This is a genomic window from Bacteroidota bacterium (genome assembly GCA_016722375.1).
In the GTDB taxonomy this organism is placed as follows: domain Bacteria; phylum Bacteroidota; class Bacteroidia; order Chitinophagales; family LD1; genus Bog-950.
The window spans coordinates 244,528-261,481 of sequence record JADKJG010000003.1; the positions used below are offsets into that span (position 1 = coordinate 244,528).

Genomic DNA, 16,954 nt, shown 5'->3' on the forward strand with positions numbered 1-16,954 from the left:
TGTTATTTATGGGGAAATCCAGCTAATACCCACTATTTTTTTGCCTCATCATAGGGTTTGAACACCTATAGATACCTCCTAAACTCAGAAGGGAATGGAACTGCCCGAAAAGAGAAATGTCTGGTGGGTTTCCCTTTTTATTCTAGTTCAGAGAAAATTCAAAATAGATGGGGATGTGGTCAGAAATTGCTCTTGCAGCCTTATGCGTAGGGAGGTTTTTGTAGAAATGAATTACCCCTGATTTTAAGAAAGTAACTTTAGAGGAGTTGTAAAACATATTATCAAACGCCGATGCCAAACAATCCTCCCTTATACAATCTTGTTTCAAGGTGGTTTTCTGATTAGAGAAAATAGGTTTGTAGCCCATTGCTTTCAGAGGATTAAATACAGTGTGAGATTCGGGACAATTAAAATCACCAGAGAAAATCAAATTCTTTAAAGGATACGCAGCAGGAAGATATTTGAAGTATTTAATTTCCGTTTCCGGTTGTTTAGATTGAGTGATAGCATGAAAAGCTACCAACGTAAACTCTTTGCCTTCCGACTTAAATGTTGCGAAGTATGGCTCCCTGTCTATCTCTAAACTATACTTTTTCTCTAGCCAGGCAGCACCAACTTTTACCACCTTACTTGTTTTCCAAATAAAAGCATATCGCTCTGTTTTATACGAACTACTTACTGTTGGATCACTAATGGTATAATCCCATTTAGCTCCTTTTCTATTGAGCGCGTCACTCAATCTTGCAACCGCCGGTGCCCCTCCATCACCCGCAACAACTTCTATTATGGCTACCACATCGAATTCTTTCAAAGTGTTGGCAATGAAGGCTATTTCGGAGTCGCTCTTTGAGCGACCAAAATTCTCAATATTCCAAGAGCAATAGAAGATGCTGGCCTTGGCATCAAAACACAAAAGAGTCCCCCAAAAAAAGAGAAGTAAAAATTTATTTGAAAGCCGGACACACATCATTTAATATTCGCCGAAAATGAAATTACACGGGTACTCCGCCAAACAAAGCTATGTTTTTCAAGTTTTCAAAATCCCCACTAAGCGCAGGCCGTGCTTACGTCCTTCAAGAACATAGCTTTTTTCTCCCATAGCGGAAGTACTGGTAATTCCATAATCTACGTTTAATTAATCTGTGAATACCAGTTGATCCCGGTCAATCTGCAATCAAAATAGAAATTGTTTCAAAAATGACGAAAACCTCTTTTTCTTACTTACGTTATTGGGCGGAACAAGGTGCTTATTATCTTTTGATTCGGTCTCTTTAGCCCGCAGTATATCAGAGGTAGAAACATCCGATTCCGGCATAGCCTGATGCGCTAGGCAGTTTAAATTGCAGCACAGTTCCCGGAACTCGTCAAAACTAATTTCGGTCAGTTCCTCGTGGGGTATTGGATACCCTATATACGGAAACAGCTTTTTATAGCGATCATCCACATCCATCTTCACGCAGCGGCTGTTCTCAAACTCATTCAGCAACTCAGTAACTATGTGCAGTTGAATGATTTTTTGAAGAAGTCTAATGTAAATTCAAAGCCCGGAGGCCTGCGGAGAATAATTGCATATTTACCGCACATGAAAAGGCATCCTACCTACATTCATCAGCTAAAGAATTGGCCCAATTTTACCATGGATCTTGAACATGTACTTCCTTTGCTGAGCCGGATAAGAATGGGAGAAGTATTACTCTACAGAATGTTACAATTTGATAAAGACAAGAGACAGACTGGTAATAATTGCATCAAATGAACTTATAAAATAAATTATCATGTGCTTTTCTGCTGAAATGAGTTTTGGAGCTGGGGTTGTTTTAACGACAATTGGAGTTATAACAACCCGAAAAGCTAAACCAAATCAAGTCTTTTTTGCCTGTATTCCTCTTTTATTTGGGATACAACAAATTACGGAGGGATTTATTTGGGTTATACATAATACCGATAAGTTTAGTTATCTTCTTTCGTATTTAAATTTTATCTATTTATTTTTTGCTTTTATCATCTGGCCTATTTGGATTCCCTTTTCAATTTTAAAATTAAAAGGGAATACCAACGAAAAATTTGTCAAGTTTGCTTTAGGGTTAGGTATTATTGTCTCTTTATCTTTAGGCAATATGTTGTTTTTTTATAAAATTAATTCAGAAATACTATGTTACCATATTAAATATTCTGTTACTTATGTGAAACCTTTTAAATACTATTATCCAATTATTGAGATTTCATATTTAATAGCTATTTCTCTTCCCGCTTTTTTACATAATAGCAGATCTATTAAGATATTTAGTGTTTTATTGGTGTTTAGTTATTTCATGAGTAAATGGATATACACCAATTATTTCACTTCTGTTTGGTGCTTTTTCGCCGCTATAATAAGTATATTTGTATATTATTCATTATCTGAAATTAATTCTAAAACTTAAGGATCTTATATATGCTTATTATAGGTACTGGATTAGATTTGACAACTTTTAGAATTTGTCAAATCTGTACTTAAATGTTGCGAAGTATGGCTCCCTGTCTATCTCTAAACTATACTTTTTCTCTAGCCAGGCAGCACCAACTTTTACCACCTTACTTGTTTTCCAAATAAAAGCATATCGCTCTGTTTTATACGAACTACTTACCGTCGGGTCACTAATGGTATAATCCCATTTAGCTCCTTTTCTATTGAGCGCGTCACTCAATCTTGCAACCGCCGGTGCCCCTCCATCACCCGCAACAACTTCTATTATGGCTACCACATCGAACTCTTTCAAAGTGTTGGCAATGAAGGCTATTTCGGAGTCGCTCTTTGAGCGGCCAAAATTCTCAATATTCCAAGAGCAAAAGAAGATGCTTGCATTGGCATCAAAACACAAAAGAATCCCCCCAAAAAGGAGGATGAAAAATTTATTTGAAAGCCGGACACACATCATTTAATATTCGCCGAAAATGAAATTACACGGGTACTCCGCCAAACAAAGCTATGTTTTTCAAGTTTTCAAAATCCCCACTAAGCGCAGGCCGTGCTTACGTCCTTCAAGAACATAGCTTTTTTCTCCCATAGCGGAAGTACTGGTAATTCCATAATCTACGTTTAATTAATCTGTGAATACCAGTTGATCCCGGTCAATCTGCAATCAAAATAGAAATTGTTTCAAAAATGACGAAAACCTCTTTTTCTTACTTACGTTATTGGGCGGAACAAGGTACTTATTATCTTTTAATTCGATCTCTTTAGCCCGCAGTATATCAGAGGTAGAAACACCCGGCTCCGGCATGCCCTGATGCGCCAGGCAGTTTAAATTGCAGCACAGTTCCCGAAATTCATCAAAGCTGATTTCGTTAAGCTCCTCATGGGGTATTGGATACCCTATATACGGAAACAGCTTTTTATAGCGATCATCCACATCCAGCTTTATCCGGCGGACACTCCCAAATTCATCCCCAAGTTCTGTAAGGATATGCAGTTGAATAATTTTCCCCTCTTTCTCTCTCTTTAAGTAGTGTGTTTTTCCCATTGCATCTAATTTTAGTGCAAAGGTGGGGAGAGGGAGTGCAATCTATTTGCATTAGACTTCTTCGGAAAATCAGGTTTTTTTAATTTCCTTCCTCTACACTCCCTCCAAAGGGCATATGCGTTAAGTTAAGAGGACAAAAAGAGGTTCAAGTGTTTGGTAGTGAAAAGAAAGAGAAGAAAAGATAAAGCGGGGAAGCGTTGTTTGTAATTTTTCAACCGACTAAAGATGAACAAACACTACAACGCATCCCCAGACAAAATTAAAAAACGATAGGAACCCTATCGAAGAAGAAAATAGCCATTGTTTCTAAAAGATGTGGGTTCGAGCAGCGCCAGAGCGGCAAGATAAGTGCGCACGCGCTTGTGTTGTCGTTTATGCAAATGATGGTGACAGGACAAACCAGCTATTGGTCATGGGCTCGTTCGCTATCGCTATTAATAGTCCATACCATAAGCAAGCAAGCTATTTTCTATCGAATGAATACTGCTTGGGTTTCCACTGTAAAAGCCTTGGTGGCAGAGGTGATTGGGCAACAGGCGGTAAAACAAATCAAACACGAACTGTTTACCGGTTTTACAAACGTATGGCTTCAGGATAGCACCTGTATTCATTTGCCCGATGCGTTAAACCAAAAGTTTAAAGGAAGTGTGGTGAGTGGCAAACAGAATTCCGTCGCCAAACTCCATGTAGTGGTTCATGCTTTAACCGGGCTTTGTCCATTGATGGAATGGGGTAGCTATCATATACCGGAACAAACCCTTGCTTCCGCCATTATGGGAATAGCAAAAGCAGGCGACTTAGTGATTCGTGATTTAGGCTATCTGGTGCTGCGGGAGTTCACCAGAATGAACCAAGAGGGCATCTTCTTTTTGAGTAGATGGAAGTATAAAATGCTGCTCTTTAACCCCCAAACAGGAGAAGAAATTGATTTGCTTAAAACGCTCGAAGGCAAGTCCTACTTGGATATGCAGGTATTATGCGGAAGAACAGAACGGGTGAAACTTCGGGTGGTCGCTATTCCATTACCTCCTGCCCAAGCAGAAGAAAGGCGACGAAAGGCGAAAAAGGATGGAAAGAAAAAAACCAATCACAACACAGAGTATTATGCGTTGTTAGGCTACGTGATCTTTGTGACGAATGTCGGAGAAGAAGTGTGGAATCATCAACAAGTAGCACAAGCCTATCGGGTGAGATGGAACGTGGAAATACTTTTTAAAAGTTGGAAGAGTGGTCTGCACGTCGAAAGAATGATACCGGATGCCAAAAAGCACAGCAATCGGATTGAAAGCATTTTATATCTGCTGCTGCTTTATGTAGCCTGGTTCCAGCTATTAATTTATGCTCCTTTAAATTGGCGTTGCCGCCAAAAGGGTAAATGCCTTAGTGTTATTCAATCCGCAAAATGGATGCTCGCCAATACCATGCGATGGATCGTTGGAGCCATAACAAACAGCATGGAAAAAGAAATATTTTACTACTGCTGTTATGATACTAGGCGAAAACCCAATGCTATCCATCGTTTGGAACAATTTACTAAGCCCTTAACTTAACGCATATGCTCCAAAGGGAGACAGATGGATGATTTCCCGAAGAAGTCCAATGTAAATTCAAAACCCGGAGGTGTGCGGAGATTAGCCGCCATATTCTACGCATAATTTGCGTAGAATAATTGTATATTTACCGCAAATGAAAAGGCATCATACCTACATTCATCAACTAAAGAATTGGCCCAATTTTACTATTGACCATGAACATGTATTGCCTTTGTTGAGCCGGATAAGAATGAAACAGGGCCAACTGCTGGGCAAAATGAAGGGCATTGGCTTTGACCTGCAGGAACAAACCACTCTGCAAAACCTGACACTGGATATCACCAAGTCAGGCGAAATAGAAGGCGAGTTTTTAAATCCTGAGTTAGTGCGGTCTTCTGTGGCCAGAAGATTGGGTATTGCCACCGTGGGATTAAAGCAGGCCGACCGCCATACAGACGGTGTGGTAGAGATGATGCTGGATGCCACACAGCATTTTGAAAAACCCATCGGAAAAGAGCGGCTCTGTGGCTGGCAGGCAGCCTTGTTCCCCACTGGCAGAAGCGGCCTGTATAAAATAGTTACCGGCGATTACCGCAAAGACGAAACCGGACCCATGCAGGTGGTTTCGGGTGCCCTGGGCAAAGAGAAAGTGCATTTTGAAGCGCCTGCTGCAAAATTGCTAACCGCCGAAATGAAGAATTTCATGAAATGGTTTAATGCAAAAGAGGGAACAGACGCAGTATTAAAAGCTGCCATTGCCCATTTATGGTTTATCACCATCCATCCTTTTGATGATGGAAACGGCAGGGTGGCGCGCACATTAACCGATATGCTGCTGGCAAGAGCAGATGGCATGAAGCAACGATTTTATAGCATGAGCGCACAAATACTGCTGGAAAGAAAAGCATATTATGATATGCTGGAGCGCACACAGAAAGGCACGCTGGACATTACCCCGTGGGTAGCATGGTTTTTAAAATGCCTGCACAGCGCCTTACAGAATAGCGAGCAGCAGACACAAAGCATTTTTGAAAAGGCAAAATTCTGGGAAGCGCATAAGAAAACTCATTTTAACCCGCGGCAGATAAAAATGATGAACAAATGTTTTGACGGATTAGACGGCAAACTGAGCACCACCAAGTGGGCTAAAATGAACAAGTGCTCTCCCGACACGGCCCTGAGAGACATACAGGATTTGATAGAAAAGAAAGTTCTGAAAAAAGAAACCGGCGGAGGAAGAAGCACCGGGTATGTGCTGAAAGGAAGCAGCGGGGTTTAAATGTATTGAGATAAAAATACTTCGTAGCCACAGGCTACATGCTTGCAGGACATGGGCATAGCCTAAGCCCAGATGGGGGCTATTCTACTGCCTCTATCAGCTTCAAAATGATTTTCGCAATTGCTTGATCGCCTTTAAAAAATTTAGCCTTCAGCGATTTATTTAAAACTTCTTTTGAGTATTTAAGATTAGTATAAAAAAACAACTGCTTTCTAGTTTCATCAAAACTTAAATGAGGGAGGCAACGTAACTCTTCATTTGGAATAAAGTAATTGCTAAAAGAATTATCAGAAGCGAAATATTGACAATTCGTGAAGAATAGTCTTTTATGGTACTTGTTGACGGTTAGAAGTAATTTTATATCAGGGAAAGATTGTTGTATCTCTGAAAATTTATCGCCTATTCTTTCTATCAAAATAGCTGCTTCTTGTGCAGTGGTAATTCTTTTGGGGAAATCGAAACTCTCAGTAGCTGTGTTGATGATTACATATTTACATGAACCAATAAATTTTGAGTTTAATGCTGTTAGCATTTTAACTAAAGCGTTTTTATCATTTAGAAAAAGGAAGGAGTCATTTATAACCAAGAACTCAAAAGCGACAGTCTTTTCAGATATACTGCCCCAAGATTTCAAATCATCCCTAATATTGTAGGGAGCAGGAATAAAAAGTTTGGCGTTAATTGTATCATTCAAGATGTCATTTAGTTTGTATGCCGAAGTTTTTGTTTCTTTTCTTAAAGATTTAGTATCAATTGTGTTTGAAACAAAATGATAATAAAATGGGCCTGCATCTTTTTCTATATTCCTAAACTGAGCAGTAAGTGAGGTCAAATCCGAATCGGATTTTCTAAATAAGTATTCCTTAAGTTCCTCCGGGTGGATATTTGGCAGGTTTGGATAACTAATTTTTCTTGAAAAAAACGATTTGTTAAACCTGCTTAGTTTTTCATAGTTACTTTCCCCATTCAAGAAGATATTTTTGCCAATCTCCTCTTTAGCTTTAAGATAATCCTTGAGAAAATCTATCTCAACGTGAAACACCATTAGTTCAGGTTTCGGGCTTCCCAAATGCTTTCGATGAGTTTGGTGGTTTCATCAAAAAAACCTGTCCCAAAATCAGCAGATAATCTGCCATCTTTCAGAATATTTATCTTCCTTACCTGTTTTTCTCCTTTGGGGACAGCATCCGGCGGATGGAAATAATATATCTGTGTGAAATCAGGGTTGATTTCTTTCTTGGCAGTGAGGTATTGTAACTTTCTTATTAAATATTCACTGTGTGTTTCAATTATAAACTGTATGTTGTATTCTTTGTAACACTCAATAAACATATCCGCCAATTTCGACTGCAAAGCAGGATGCAAGTTGGTTTCAGGTTCTTCAATAATTATGAGAGATGGAAAAAAATCATGATTACGCATATTTATATAGATTACGTTCGGTTGTTTATCTGCTGGCTCACTATCGTGAATAAGCAACGCAAGCTTTAATATAATGGGTAAAATTTGCGAGTACCCATAACCCACATCAGCCAAATTGATTTCTTTTCCGTTAGAAACAAGTGTTATCTGACTAAATGAGCTATCGGGTGAAGATTCAATTTTTACTTTTTCTGCAATCCCGAAAAAAGCAATATACTTATTGAGAAATGCCCCAGCCTTTTGGGATAACCTAATGCCCATCATCTGATATAGAGCGTCATGAAAAAATGAATCCTGAGGCGTGTTTCGATATACTCTATCTACTTTATTTCTGATGGAAGGAACAAAATCAATGTTTAGTGAATTTTGCAAAGCTATACTCATTTGCAGAATACCTTCATATAAAAAGCCTTCCAAGAAGTAATCCCTTATGCTGTAATCGGGGCAGTTTGTGCTTAACTCGCCATTATTATGCAAAACCAATCTTCCGTTCTTTCTAAGCTTTTCCAAGTGCTTGTTGCCAACTAGTGTTTTGTCTGGCTGATTTTTAAATCGTAAAATATAATCAGAGATTGAATATTGTTTAATGCGATAGAGTAAGTTCTCAAATAAATTCACAGGTGAGAATTTAGAGTCATTTTCGTTTTGGCTTATATAGTTTTCTATTTCTTCTAATTCCCAACGTCTTACTGTTTCTGTAATTGTATCTTCTCCCGGCAAAGCATTCGCTTTTATATAATTTTTTGCTTCAACATAATCTAACATCAATTCATTTGCTTCATCTTCCGGTAGATTAGGATAAAATTGTTTCAATTCCTCAAGCGATTCAATCTTGTAAACAAATAAATAGTTGTTTATGGTTGTATCTGTGAAGGCTCTATTCTTTCCTATCATATTAAGATCATCAACATTCATGTAATACAAATGTCCATCTGTAAATGAATCGTTTGGGAAAATACGGTGACTTCTTAGCCATGGTGATTTGCTTAAGATGATGTTGCGTTTTGTTATTAACTCATTTAATTCCTTTGAGAAGTGATTTTGTGTTTCATATTGCTCACCCCAATTAAAAGCTATCCCTATCTGGTCAAATGCCGACTCAAGAAGTTCAGTTGTTTCTCGAAGTTCAGTTATGGCTTTATGGCTTCTTTGAAGAATAATCCAAAGCTTTTTTAGGTCAACCTTACGCTTAATCTTAGTATTTGTTGTAGACCCCTCCCCTGAAAATGTTTCAGAAACTTCTATCAAAACATCATTGGTCTTTCTTTCAATCAATTTAAATGAGTGAAGCAGGCCAAATTTTCTTGGAGAGTTATCTTTTCTGTATTGAAGGTTAAAACAAAATCATCAATGCAATCAGGAAATTTAAATGGCAAATTGAAATGAATATATTCATCTGATGATTGATGGTTTTTACTGGTTTCGAAATTTCCTAATTGTAAGTGATGATTAAAACTCAAAACTGATAATGAATTTAAATCAAAGCGGTTTATTGAGAAAGATCCAGCATTATAACTTGCCTTGATGTTGGTGAAAGATTCTTTTAATAACAGCATTGCCTTTGTGAGTGAACTCTTTCCACTACTATTCGTGCCCGTTAAAACCGTGATAGGGGAAAGTTCAAAGTTGTACATGTCTTTGAACGACCTGAAATTTCCTACGCCAAAATTGCTGAGATGTGCCATATTAAATGCAAAAGTAAATAATCAGAGTGCAAGCTATTTGCATCATTTATAAATAGTGTTTCCCTGCTGCGGTTATCAGCGCAGCAATTTTAGTTCTTAAATTTTTTGGCTCCAAAACTTCGACATCCTTCCCATAAGAAAGTATAAGCCCCTCCAGTTCATTGTTCGGTATTAAATGAAATTCAAAAGTGTTTTCCGCGTTTTTTGCCATTTGTTGTGTATGGTGTAATGGATTGGTGGCTACATACTTCGCCCTCATAGGTGAAAAACCTAAAACCACCCTTTCTACTTCGGCGCCCTGCGGGGTACTCATACCATAAATATTCTTGTATAGCTCAACCGGATCAAAGTCGTGATGCTGGTAATGTTCAATTTTCGCTTCTGCCTTTATTTTGCTTTTGATTCGCTCCAGGGCAAATTGCTGAAACTCATAACGCTGCTTTTTTCGCAATTCTTCAGGCAGGCCAAGGAGAAACCAGCGGTTGTTATATTCTTTGAGCAAATATGGATGCACTACTACATTTTTAGGTGAATCATATTTAAAGGGTTGGTAATCAAAACTGATAACGGTTCTACCCTTAGTAGCTTCAAGAATATCTACCATGAATTTAGCGCCTTCATAATTTGGACGCGTGTCAAACTGGATGATGGTTTCATCATGCTCCATTTCGTCCCGCATATCCAGCTTTTTGAAAACCTCATTCAATTCCTCATGGATGTCGAGTCCGGGCACCTGTTTCAGGATAGAAGCCGCCAGCTTTATTTTCTCCACCGATGAAGAGGTCACCTTCACGTCTTCAATATTATAGCCCTTTGGTTCATAGATGTAACCTCTGCCCCGGACATTTTTAATAGGCGCACCTTCGGCGCGCATATATTTTATCATGTCCTGGATGGTTTTCTTGCTGACACTATCGCTAATATGCTCCCTCACCCGTTCAATCAATTCATCAAGGGTGTAGTAGCGGCTTCTGAAAAGCTGATTCAGAATTTTTCTCCGCTCGGTATATTTTTTGGTTTGGGGCATTTTTCAAATAAATGCAAATAGTTTGCATTCGGTGTCGCGTTATTTGCATCGTAAATATAGAATCAACATTACAAAACAATGAAAACGCTATCACCATTCTTGACCATCTGCACTTTGCAAGCCCCACCACAGAGCAAAAAAACGCTTTGCAGGGCATGGCGGAGTTTTCAAAAATGGAAAACACCGACGACTTTATGATTCTGTGTGGTGCGGCTGGCACCGGGAAGACCTCTATCGTCAGCGCCTTTATCGGCTACCTGAACCAACAGGATATTGCGTACCAGATAGCCGCGCCCACCGGACGGGCTGCCCGCATCCTGGGCCGGAAGAGCAAAACCGTGAGCAATACCATTCACTCCATGATTTACACGGCTAAAACCAATAAGAAAACAGGGGTAGTCAATTGGGTATTGAAACAGAACCTGAGTTCAAAGGAAACGATATACATCATTGATGAGGCTTCGATGGTGCCAAGCATCGCGGATAACAATGAGTTATCGCTTTTTAGAAATGAAACATCATTGCTGGATGGCATAGTGGCTTTTGTAAAGAACGGACACAAAAACAATAAGGTGCTGTTCCTGGGCGACCGATACCAATTGCCGCCAGTTCATGAGGAAGAGTCAAGGGCGCTTTGTGGCGAGTACCTGAACGCTACTTATGGATGGAAGGGCAAAACCAACCTGTTGACAGAAGTAAAGCGTCAGGAAGATGGCAGCCAGATAATGACGAACGCTATCCGCACCCGTAAGGGAATAGATGAAGGAAAGGCAGCCGTAAAACTGGATGGGCATCGCTTCTCAAGCTTTGCGAATGTGGCGGACGATTATGTTCATGGGTTTCTGAACAAGGGAAGCGAACATGCCATTTCAATCGGCGCTACACATCGCATGAATGAAGTCTTTAACAAGGTGGTACGCGAAAAACTGTTTGGAAAAAGGGCGCTATTATTAGAGCCGGGCGATTTGATGATGGTCACCACCAATTGGTCACGCAACTCGCATCACCTTTTTAACGGCGACCATGTAACGGTTAAAGAATTCTTCCCGAAACTGATTGAAGAAGTGGTAGGCTTGCATTTTATGCCTGTCAAAATTCTATTCAAAAACTTGGAGGGAAATGAGGAGGAGATTGAAGACTATTTATTGGTGGAAAGCATCACCGCTAAAAACGGGCAATTGGATGAGGCCGTTGAGAACCGCCTCAGAAATGAGCGGTTCATCAAGAATCCCCAATTTTCCGAATGCGGATTTGCGTCGGACGACCGCTACGTGGGAGCACTGCGCCTTAATTACGGATACTCTATCACCTGCCACAAGGCGCAGGGTGGGGAGTGGGAGAAAGTTTATTTCAATACTTTTAGTATTCCCTCTCTACGGTTTCAATATACCGCTGTGACGAGGGCAAAAAGTGTTTTGCAGTTTTATTAAATCAAGCAAGCTATGGGACAATTGGAACTTTTTACATTAGAGGAACAAAAGCGTATGCCCAGAAACCAGTACGAAGCTGTCGTTTATTTTATGTCCCATCTTGACATTGAGATGGTCAGCTCATTTTTGGATGATGAGAAAACCTATCAGGACTTTCAAAAATATCTTTTCATCAGTAAGTTGATTAAGGCTTTTGAACAGTTTGAAAAGGCGGGGGACAAAGTGTTGTCGCTACACAAAGGCAGTTGTGGAGGATGCAGTAAGGGTTGCAGCGGTTTTACTTTTTTAGGAAAGGAGGGACACTATATGGATGTTCTCTTTTTGGTGGAGGGAGAAGAAATCAAAGACATTTATGAATGTGCGAAATTCATCAATGATGAGGAGGTGCCGAATAAACTCATCAGCGTAGATATAGACCCATTAATGTTCGGCGATGAGTATGCGCCGTTTTAGGTTCAAAACCTAATTCTTGCAAGAGTGACATTTGAATTCATCCGATTGGGCTTCGGGATGTAGATAAGCAGGAAGAGGTTAATTCGTGCCTCGCTTTTATTGTAGCACAAAACTAAATTATTTAAAAAGGACATTTTTGAACAGCTAAAGATCGTGCTTTTGGTTTCTCTCAAATACATGACATTAAAACACACTTTCATACCGATTTATTCCGTTTTTCTGTTAATTAGCAGGATTTCGATAAATATCCAGACTCATTCTGTCACAGAATGAGGCAAAACCGCGACAGAATGAGGCAAGTCCGTGACGGAATTAGGACAAGTCGCCACGAAATTAGGGAAGTCTGCGGCGGAAATACCTAAGTCCGTCGCAAAAACAGGGAAGTCCATCACGGAAATAGGGAAGTCTGCGACAGAAATAGCTATTTCTGTGATAGAAATAGGAAGTCCGCCACGGAAATAGGCAAGTCCACGACGAAAATAGGCAAGCCTGCCATGAAAATAGTACAGAATGATGTAGAAAAGTTCAGCCTCCTGAAGCTATCTACTAAACTTGGTATGAGTTTTTAAAGCATTTATAAAGAATTATCGGGGCTTGGACTTGGGAGGATACAGGAATTAAAGAGCAGACTCTAATGCTTCATCCGGTTGGGCTTGAATAAAAACAAAGATGCCATCGCTACTAACGATGGCATCTTTGTTTGTGAAAATGAAAAGAGCTTATTGCTCTTTATCCATCATATCGCGGAATTCGCTGAAGGTAATCTCCTTGGTAGTGAGCACGGATTTTCCCTTAATGAAATCAATCACCTTGGCTTCTATCAGTTCGTCGCGGGTTTGAGACACCACTTTCTTATCGCTCAATTGTTTTTGTACAAACTGCTCCACCCATTCGTCTCCCATGTTGGACATGCCGTAACCATATAGCCGATGGATGAGGTTAGTTCGTACGCGGTCGGCGACCTCTTCCGGAGTAATATTCAAGCCCTGTTCCTTTATAATTTTCCCCTGCATCAATTGCCAGCGCAGCGATTTGGCAAAATCTGGATATTCTTTTTCAATCTGTTCGCGGGTCACATTTTCCTGATCGTTGGTTACATCGAGCCAGCGCAAGAGATAATCATCGGGCAAGGGAAATTCCACATGCTCCATCATCCCTTTGTATAAATCGTTGACCAGAATTTTGTCGCTGCTGCCATCAAGGTAGGCTTCCAGGTCGCCCTTGATTTGTTCCCTCATCTCGGCTTCGGACTTGATGCCATCCTCCCCATACACTTTCAAATAAAATTCTTCATTCAGTTCTGCTGGTTTGGAACGGGAGATGTTGTTCAGCGTCAATTTGAAACTGTCACCCACTTCTGAAAGTTTGCTGAGGTCGTTGATGTTCAACACGTTCTTCGCCATGCTTTCGCGATCGCGATCCATCAATTCAAAAGCGTTATAGACAATGCTTTCCTGTTTTTTAAGCAGTATGATTTTGCTTTTTGCATCCTCCGTCAGCAAGTCAGTCATGACCGTGGTGGTGGTATTGATACCACCGGGTTTCAGGTTGCCCTGTTCGTCTAGTTCTTCAACTGTGAAGGTGAGGATGTCTGTTTCGCCTACCACTTCGGGATATTCATAAGTAGCAAAGCGAGTGCGGATGCGCATCACTTCGTCATCAATCATCTTTTCATCGGGAAGAATTTTGTACTTGGTGAATGAAGGCGAATTCTCGATGTAGGAAAGATCAATTTCCGGAGAAATAGAAACATCATATTCAAAGTCAATATCCTTCATTTCATTCACATCCAAGTGCAGGCTCTGATTAGGCGCTGGTATTGGAGACACCAGAGTATGGATTTGGTTGTCGCGAATATAGTTTTCGATTACTTCGCGAAGCTGCTTATCTATCTCTTCATAGAAAACAGAGTTGCCGTACTTTTTCTTAACGATTTCGATCGGCACCATTCCGGGGCGGAAGCCTTTGATGTCCACCTGTTTAGTAAGCGCTTTGATTTGCTTCTTTATCTGGGGCTCATAATCTTCTTTTTTGAGATTGACCTTGACCCGCGTGTGAAGTTTGTCAATTTTTTCTTCTGTAATAATCATAATTGCTGGTTTGATAGTTGGCAGATGGCGGTTCTCAGTAGGAGACTGGTCTTTGCTGTGAACCGCCAACGGCTAACCGTTATCTGTGTAGTGCGGGCGGAGGGACTTGAACCCCCATGCCTTGCGGCGCCAGATCCTAAGTCTGGTATGTCTGCCAATTTCACCACGCCCGCATATTTTAAAGAACAGCCTTTTGAAAAAGGAGCGCAAAATTAATAAAACAAGAGACAAATTAGAGTGCTAAAGCATAAAAGCGAATTAAACAGCCACTTCGGCGGCAATATGAGGGTGTGGGTTATAGTCCATCAGTTTAAAATCTTCGTACTTAAAGCTAAAGATGTCGGTTACCTCCGGATGAATAATCATCTTGGGCAGGGGTCGTAAATCGCGAGTCAATTGAAGTTTCGCCTGTTCTATATGGTTAGAATATAAATGTACATCACCGAAGGTATGCACGAAATCACCCAAACCAAGACCACATACCTGCGCGACCATCATGGTGAGGAGGGCATAGGAAGCGATATTGAAGGGCACACCGAGAAAAACATCGGCGCTGCGCTGATAAAGCTGACAACTGAGTTTTCCGTCCAGCACATAAAACTGAAACATGGTATGGCAGGGCGGCAGGGCCATCTCTTCTATATAAGGAACATTCCACGCGCTGACAATCAGCCTGCGAGAGTTGGGGTTCTTTTTTATTTGTTCTATTAGGGTGCTGATCTGATCTACCGATTTTCCGTCGGGTGCCGGCCAACTTCTCCATTGATAGCCATAGACTGGCCCCAAGTCGCCCCATTTTTTCGCAAAGTCATCTTCGGTGGCTACTCGCTGCGCAAATGTTTTGATGTCTTCTCCGCCAAATTCAGTACTCTTTTTATACTTCTCGTAAGGCCAATCGTTCCAAATACGCACACCGTTTTGACAGAGATATTGAATGTTCTTATCGCCTTTTAGGAACCAGAGCAATTCTTGTATGATGGCTTTGGTAAAGAGTTTCTTGGTGGTGAGCAGAGGGAATCCATCTTCGAGGTTGAACCGCATCTGATAACCAAAAACACTATGCGTCCCTACGCCCGTCCGGTCGTCTTTCCAAACTCCCGTATTTAGAATATGGCGGAGTAAATCGTGATACTGTTTCATCGCCGCAAAGGTAAAAAGTAACGGAATTATAAAGTGAATATCATGGGGGTTGTTTTGGGTTATCCTTTCAGAAACTAAAAGGATAGTTATAGAAACTCCAAGCGTGCTTTATCCATTTATGCGACAAAGAGTTTGTTCTTAGTGCCTAAGTGATAAATTGCACTTTAAACCGAAATATTGAAGCTCACCGATTCCATTTCATTCATTTCCAAGCTCAGTCCCGGCAAGGTTTTCAATGCCTCTTCCGTCATTAGCTCCTACTATTTAGCCAAATGGATGAAGCGACCTATACAATGGGGGATGCCATTCAATGTTTCCATAGAACCAACCACGAATTGCAATCTCGGCTGCCCCGAATGTCCCAGCGGACTGAAATCTTTTACCCGCCCCACAGGAAATCTCGATTACGATTTTTATAAAAGAACCTTAGATGAAATCGGCGATAAACTGATTTATCTCTATTTCTATTTTCAGGGAGAGCCGTATATGCACCCCCACTTTCTTGATCTGGTGAAGTCGGCATCAGAAAAGAACATTTATACTGTCACTTCTACCAACGCTCATTTTCTAACGGAACGAAAAGCAAAAGAAACGATTGAATCCGGCTTGGACCGCATACTGATTTCTATTGACGGCACCACACAGGAAACCTATGAACAATACCGAATTGGCGGTAGCCTTCAAAAAGTAATAGACGGAACCAAAGCGCTGGTGAAAGCCAAACGGGAAATGAAATCAAAAACACCTCATATTGTGTTTCAGTTTCTCGTAGTCAAGCCGAATGAACATCAGATTGAGGAGGTGAAGAAACTTGCCAAGGAGATAGGTGTAGATGACGTGAAACTCAAAACTGCTCAGGTGTATGATTATGAAAAGGGGAATGAACTCATCCCGACGATTGAAAAATATTCCCGTTATAAAAAAGCAGGGGACGGCTCCTATAAAATAAAGAATGAATTGCTGAATCACTGCTGGAAGCTATGGCATAGTTGCGTCATCACCTGGGATGGCCGCATCGTTCCTTGTTGCTTCGACAAAGATGCGCAGCATCAACTGGGAGATTTGAATACGAAAACCTTTTCCGAAATCTGGCGCAGCGATTTGTATCGCTCCTTCCGTTCCCGTATTCTTCAATCCAGAAAGGAAATAGATATCTGTACTAATTGCAGCGAAGGTACGCGGGTGTGGGCTTAAAGTTTATGGAAGTTAAGATATTGAATTCGACACCAAATGACTTCGATGAAAAAAGAGTGTTCGTCCAATTTTCTCAAGGCCGGTTGAGTATTTTATCTCAGAATGTTCTTTACCAAGCGGAGTAGCTCTAATATCGTAATGAAATCAACACGAAAGGTCAATCATATTATTCTATTTTTGCGCCGTTTTTGAATAATGA

General features: G+C 40.5%; 15 protein-coding genes, 1 tRNA gene and 1 pseudogene. 6 read left to right on the plus strand and 11 right to left on the minus strand.

Features of this window, described 5'->3' with window-relative positions; translation table 11 throughout:
- Window positions 1-142: 142 nt before the first annotated feature.
- Entirely contained in the window at window positions 143-967 is an 825-nt protein-coding gene (locus IPP77_04795) for an endonuclease/exonuclease/phosphatase family protein (protein MBL0309004.1), read from the minus strand.
- Window positions 968-1,174: 207 nt separating this feature from the next.
- Entirely contained in the window at window positions 1,175-1,486 is a 312-nt protein-coding gene (locus IPP77_04800; GenBank protein MBL0309005.1) for a hypothetical protein, read from the minus strand.
- Between the two features lie 289 nt (window positions 1,487-1,775).
- Between IPP77_04800 and IPP77_04805 the strand changes: the two genes are divergently transcribed.
- Window positions 1,776-2,423 carry a hypothetical protein gene (locus tag IPP77_04805; protein MBL0309006.1) on the plus strand — a complete coding sequence of 216 codons (648 nt, stop codon included), beginning with the start codon at window positions 1,776-1,778 and terminating at the stop codon, window positions 2,421-2,423.
- Window positions 2,424-2,489: 66 nt separating this feature from the next.
- On the opposite strand, the pseudogene IPP77_04810 reads toward IPP77_04805, so the two are convergent.
- A pseudogene (locus IPP77_04810) lies at window positions 2,490-2,825 on the minus strand (endonuclease).
- A gap of 297 nt (window positions 2,826-3,122) precedes the next feature.
- A complete protein-coding gene (locus IPP77_04815; GenBank protein MBL0309007.1) occupies window positions 3,123-3,503 on the minus strand; it encodes a hypothetical protein in 381 nt (126 codons plus the stop codon).
- A 269-nt stretch (window positions 3,504-3,772) separates the two neighbouring features.
- Here IPP77_04815 and IPP77_04820 point away from each other — a divergent pair, with 269 nt between their 5' ends.
- Together IPP77_04820 and IPP77_04825 are read left to right on the plus strand one after the other, a co-directional pair.
- Entirely contained in the window at window positions 3,773-5,053 is a 1,281-nt protein-coding gene (locus tag IPP77_04820; GenBank protein ID MBL0309008.1) for an IS4 family transposase, read from the plus strand.
- Between the two features lie 136 nt (window positions 5,054-5,189).
- On the plus strand, window positions 5,190-6,314 hold the full coding sequence (locus IPP77_04825) for a Fic family protein (GenBank protein ID MBL0309009.1): 1,125 nt from the start codon (window positions 5,190-5,192) through the stop codon (window positions 6,312-6,314).
- A 79-nt stretch (window positions 6,315-6,393) separates the two neighbouring features.
- Here IPP77_04825 and IPP77_04830 read toward each other — a convergent pair whose 3' ends face one another.
- The 4 genes from IPP77_04830 to IPP77_04845 are packed head-to-tail and all read right to left on the minus strand — an operon-like array spanning window position 6,394 to window position 10,448.
- Window positions 6,394-7,359, minus strand: coding sequence for a hypothetical protein (locus tag IPP77_04830; protein MBL0309010.1), 966 nt, complete (start codon window positions 7,357-7,359; stop codon window positions 6,394-6,396).
- Entirely contained in the window at window positions 7,359-9,011 is a 1,653-nt protein-coding gene (locus IPP77_04835) for a DUF3696 domain-containing protein (GenBank protein ID MBL0309011.1), read from the minus strand. The genes IPP77_04830 and IPP77_04835 overlap by 1 nt, the downstream gene beginning before the upstream one ends.
- Window positions 9,008-9,421, minus strand: coding sequence for an AAA family ATPase (locus IPP77_04840; GenBank protein ID MBL0309012.1), 414 nt, complete (start codon window positions 9,419-9,421; stop codon window positions 9,008-9,010). Before IPP77_04840 ends, IPP77_04835 begins: the two co-directional genes overlap by 4 nt.
- Before the next feature lie 46 nt (window positions 9,422-9,467).
- On the minus strand, window positions 9,468-10,448 hold the full coding sequence (locus IPP77_04845; protein ID MBL0309013.1) for a transcriptional regulator: 981 nt from the start codon (window positions 10,446-10,448) through the stop codon (window positions 9,468-9,470).
- An 11-nt stretch (window positions 10,449-10,459) separates the two neighbouring features.
- Between IPP77_04845 and IPP77_04850 the strand changes: the two genes are divergently transcribed.
- Entirely contained in the window at window positions 10,460-11,878 is a 1,419-nt protein-coding gene (locus IPP77_04850) for an AAA family ATPase (protein ID MBL0309014.1), read from the plus strand.
- A gap of 12 nt (window positions 11,879-11,890) precedes the next feature.
- Window positions 11,891-12,331, plus strand: coding sequence for a hypothetical protein (locus IPP77_04855; protein ID MBL0309015.1), 441 nt, complete (start codon window positions 11,891-11,893; stop codon window positions 12,329-12,331).
- A gap of 719 nt (window positions 12,332-13,050) precedes the next feature.
- Here IPP77_04855 and IPP77_04860 read toward each other — a convergent pair.
- The 3 genes from IPP77_04860 to thyA all read right to left on the minus strand — a co-directional run bounded on the left by IPP77_04860 (window position 13,051) and on the right by thyA (window position 15,561).
- On the minus strand, window positions 13,051-14,421 hold the full coding sequence (locus IPP77_04860) for a hypothetical protein (GenBank protein MBL0309016.1): 1,371 nt from the start codon (window positions 14,419-14,421) through the stop codon (window positions 13,051-13,053).
- Between the two features lie 91 nt (window positions 14,422-14,512).
- Window positions 14,513-14,594, minus strand: a tRNA-Leu gene (locus IPP77_04865).
- Window positions 14,595-14,679: 85 nt separating this feature from the next.
- Window positions 14,680-15,561: a thymidylate synthase gene (gene thyA / locus IPP77_04870; protein ID MBL0309017.1), complete on the minus strand. Its 882-nt coding sequence runs from the start codon at window positions 15,559-15,561 to the stop codon at window positions 14,680-14,682.
- Between the two features lie 174 nt (window positions 15,562-15,735).
- Between thyA and IPP77_04875 the strand changes: the two genes are divergently transcribed.
- Window positions 15,736-16,755, plus strand: coding sequence for an SPASM domain-containing protein (locus IPP77_04875; GenBank protein ID MBL0309018.1), 1,020 nt, complete (start codon window positions 15,736-15,738; stop codon window positions 16,753-16,755).
- Window positions 16,756-16,954: the final 199 nt, after the last annotated feature.

Excerpts from the sequence above, each read along its gene's own strand:
- IPP77_04795 (MBL0309004.1), bottom strand. The coding sequence starts at position 967 with ATGTGTGTCCGGCTTTCAAATAAATTTTTACTTCTCTTTTTTTGGGGG.
- IPP77_04805 (MBL0309006.1), top strand. The coding sequence starts at position 1,776 with ATGTGCTTTTCTGCTGAAATGAGTTTTGGAGCTGGGGTTGTTTTAACG.
- IPP77_04815 (MBL0309007.1), bottom strand. The coding sequence starts at position 3,503 with ATGGGAAAAACACACTACTTAAAGAGAGAGAAAGAGGGGAAAATTATT.
- IPP77_04825 (MBL0309009.1), top strand. The coding sequence starts at position 5,190 with ATGAAAAGGCATCATACCTACATTCATCAACTAAAGAATTGGCCCAAT.
- IPP77_04830 (MBL0309010.1), bottom strand. The coding sequence starts at position 7,359 with ATGGTGTTTCACGTTGAGATAGATTTTCTCAAGGATTATCTTAAAGCT.
- IPP77_04840 (MBL0309012.1), bottom strand. The coding sequence starts at position 9,421 with ATGGCACATCTCAGCAATTTTGGCGTAGGAAATTTCAGGTCGTTCAAA.
- IPP77_04845 (MBL0309013.1), bottom strand. The coding sequence starts at position 10,448 with ATGCCCCAAACCAAAAAATATACCGAGCGGAGAAAAATTCTGAATCAG.
- IPP77_04850 (MBL0309014.1), top strand. The coding sequence starts at position 10,460 with ATGCAAATAGTTTGCATTCGGTGTCGCGTTATTTGCATCGTAAATATA.
- IPP77_04855 (MBL0309015.1), top strand. The coding sequence starts at position 11,891 with ATGGGACAATTGGAACTTTTTACATTAGAGGAACAAAAGCGTATGCCC.
- IPP77_04860 (MBL0309016.1), bottom strand. The coding sequence starts at position 14,421 with ATGATTATTACAGAAGAAAAAATTGACAAACTTCACACGCGGGTCAAG.
- thyA (MBL0309017.1), bottom strand. The coding sequence starts at position 15,561 with ATGAAACAGTATCACGATTTACTCCGCCATATTCTAAATACGGGAGTT.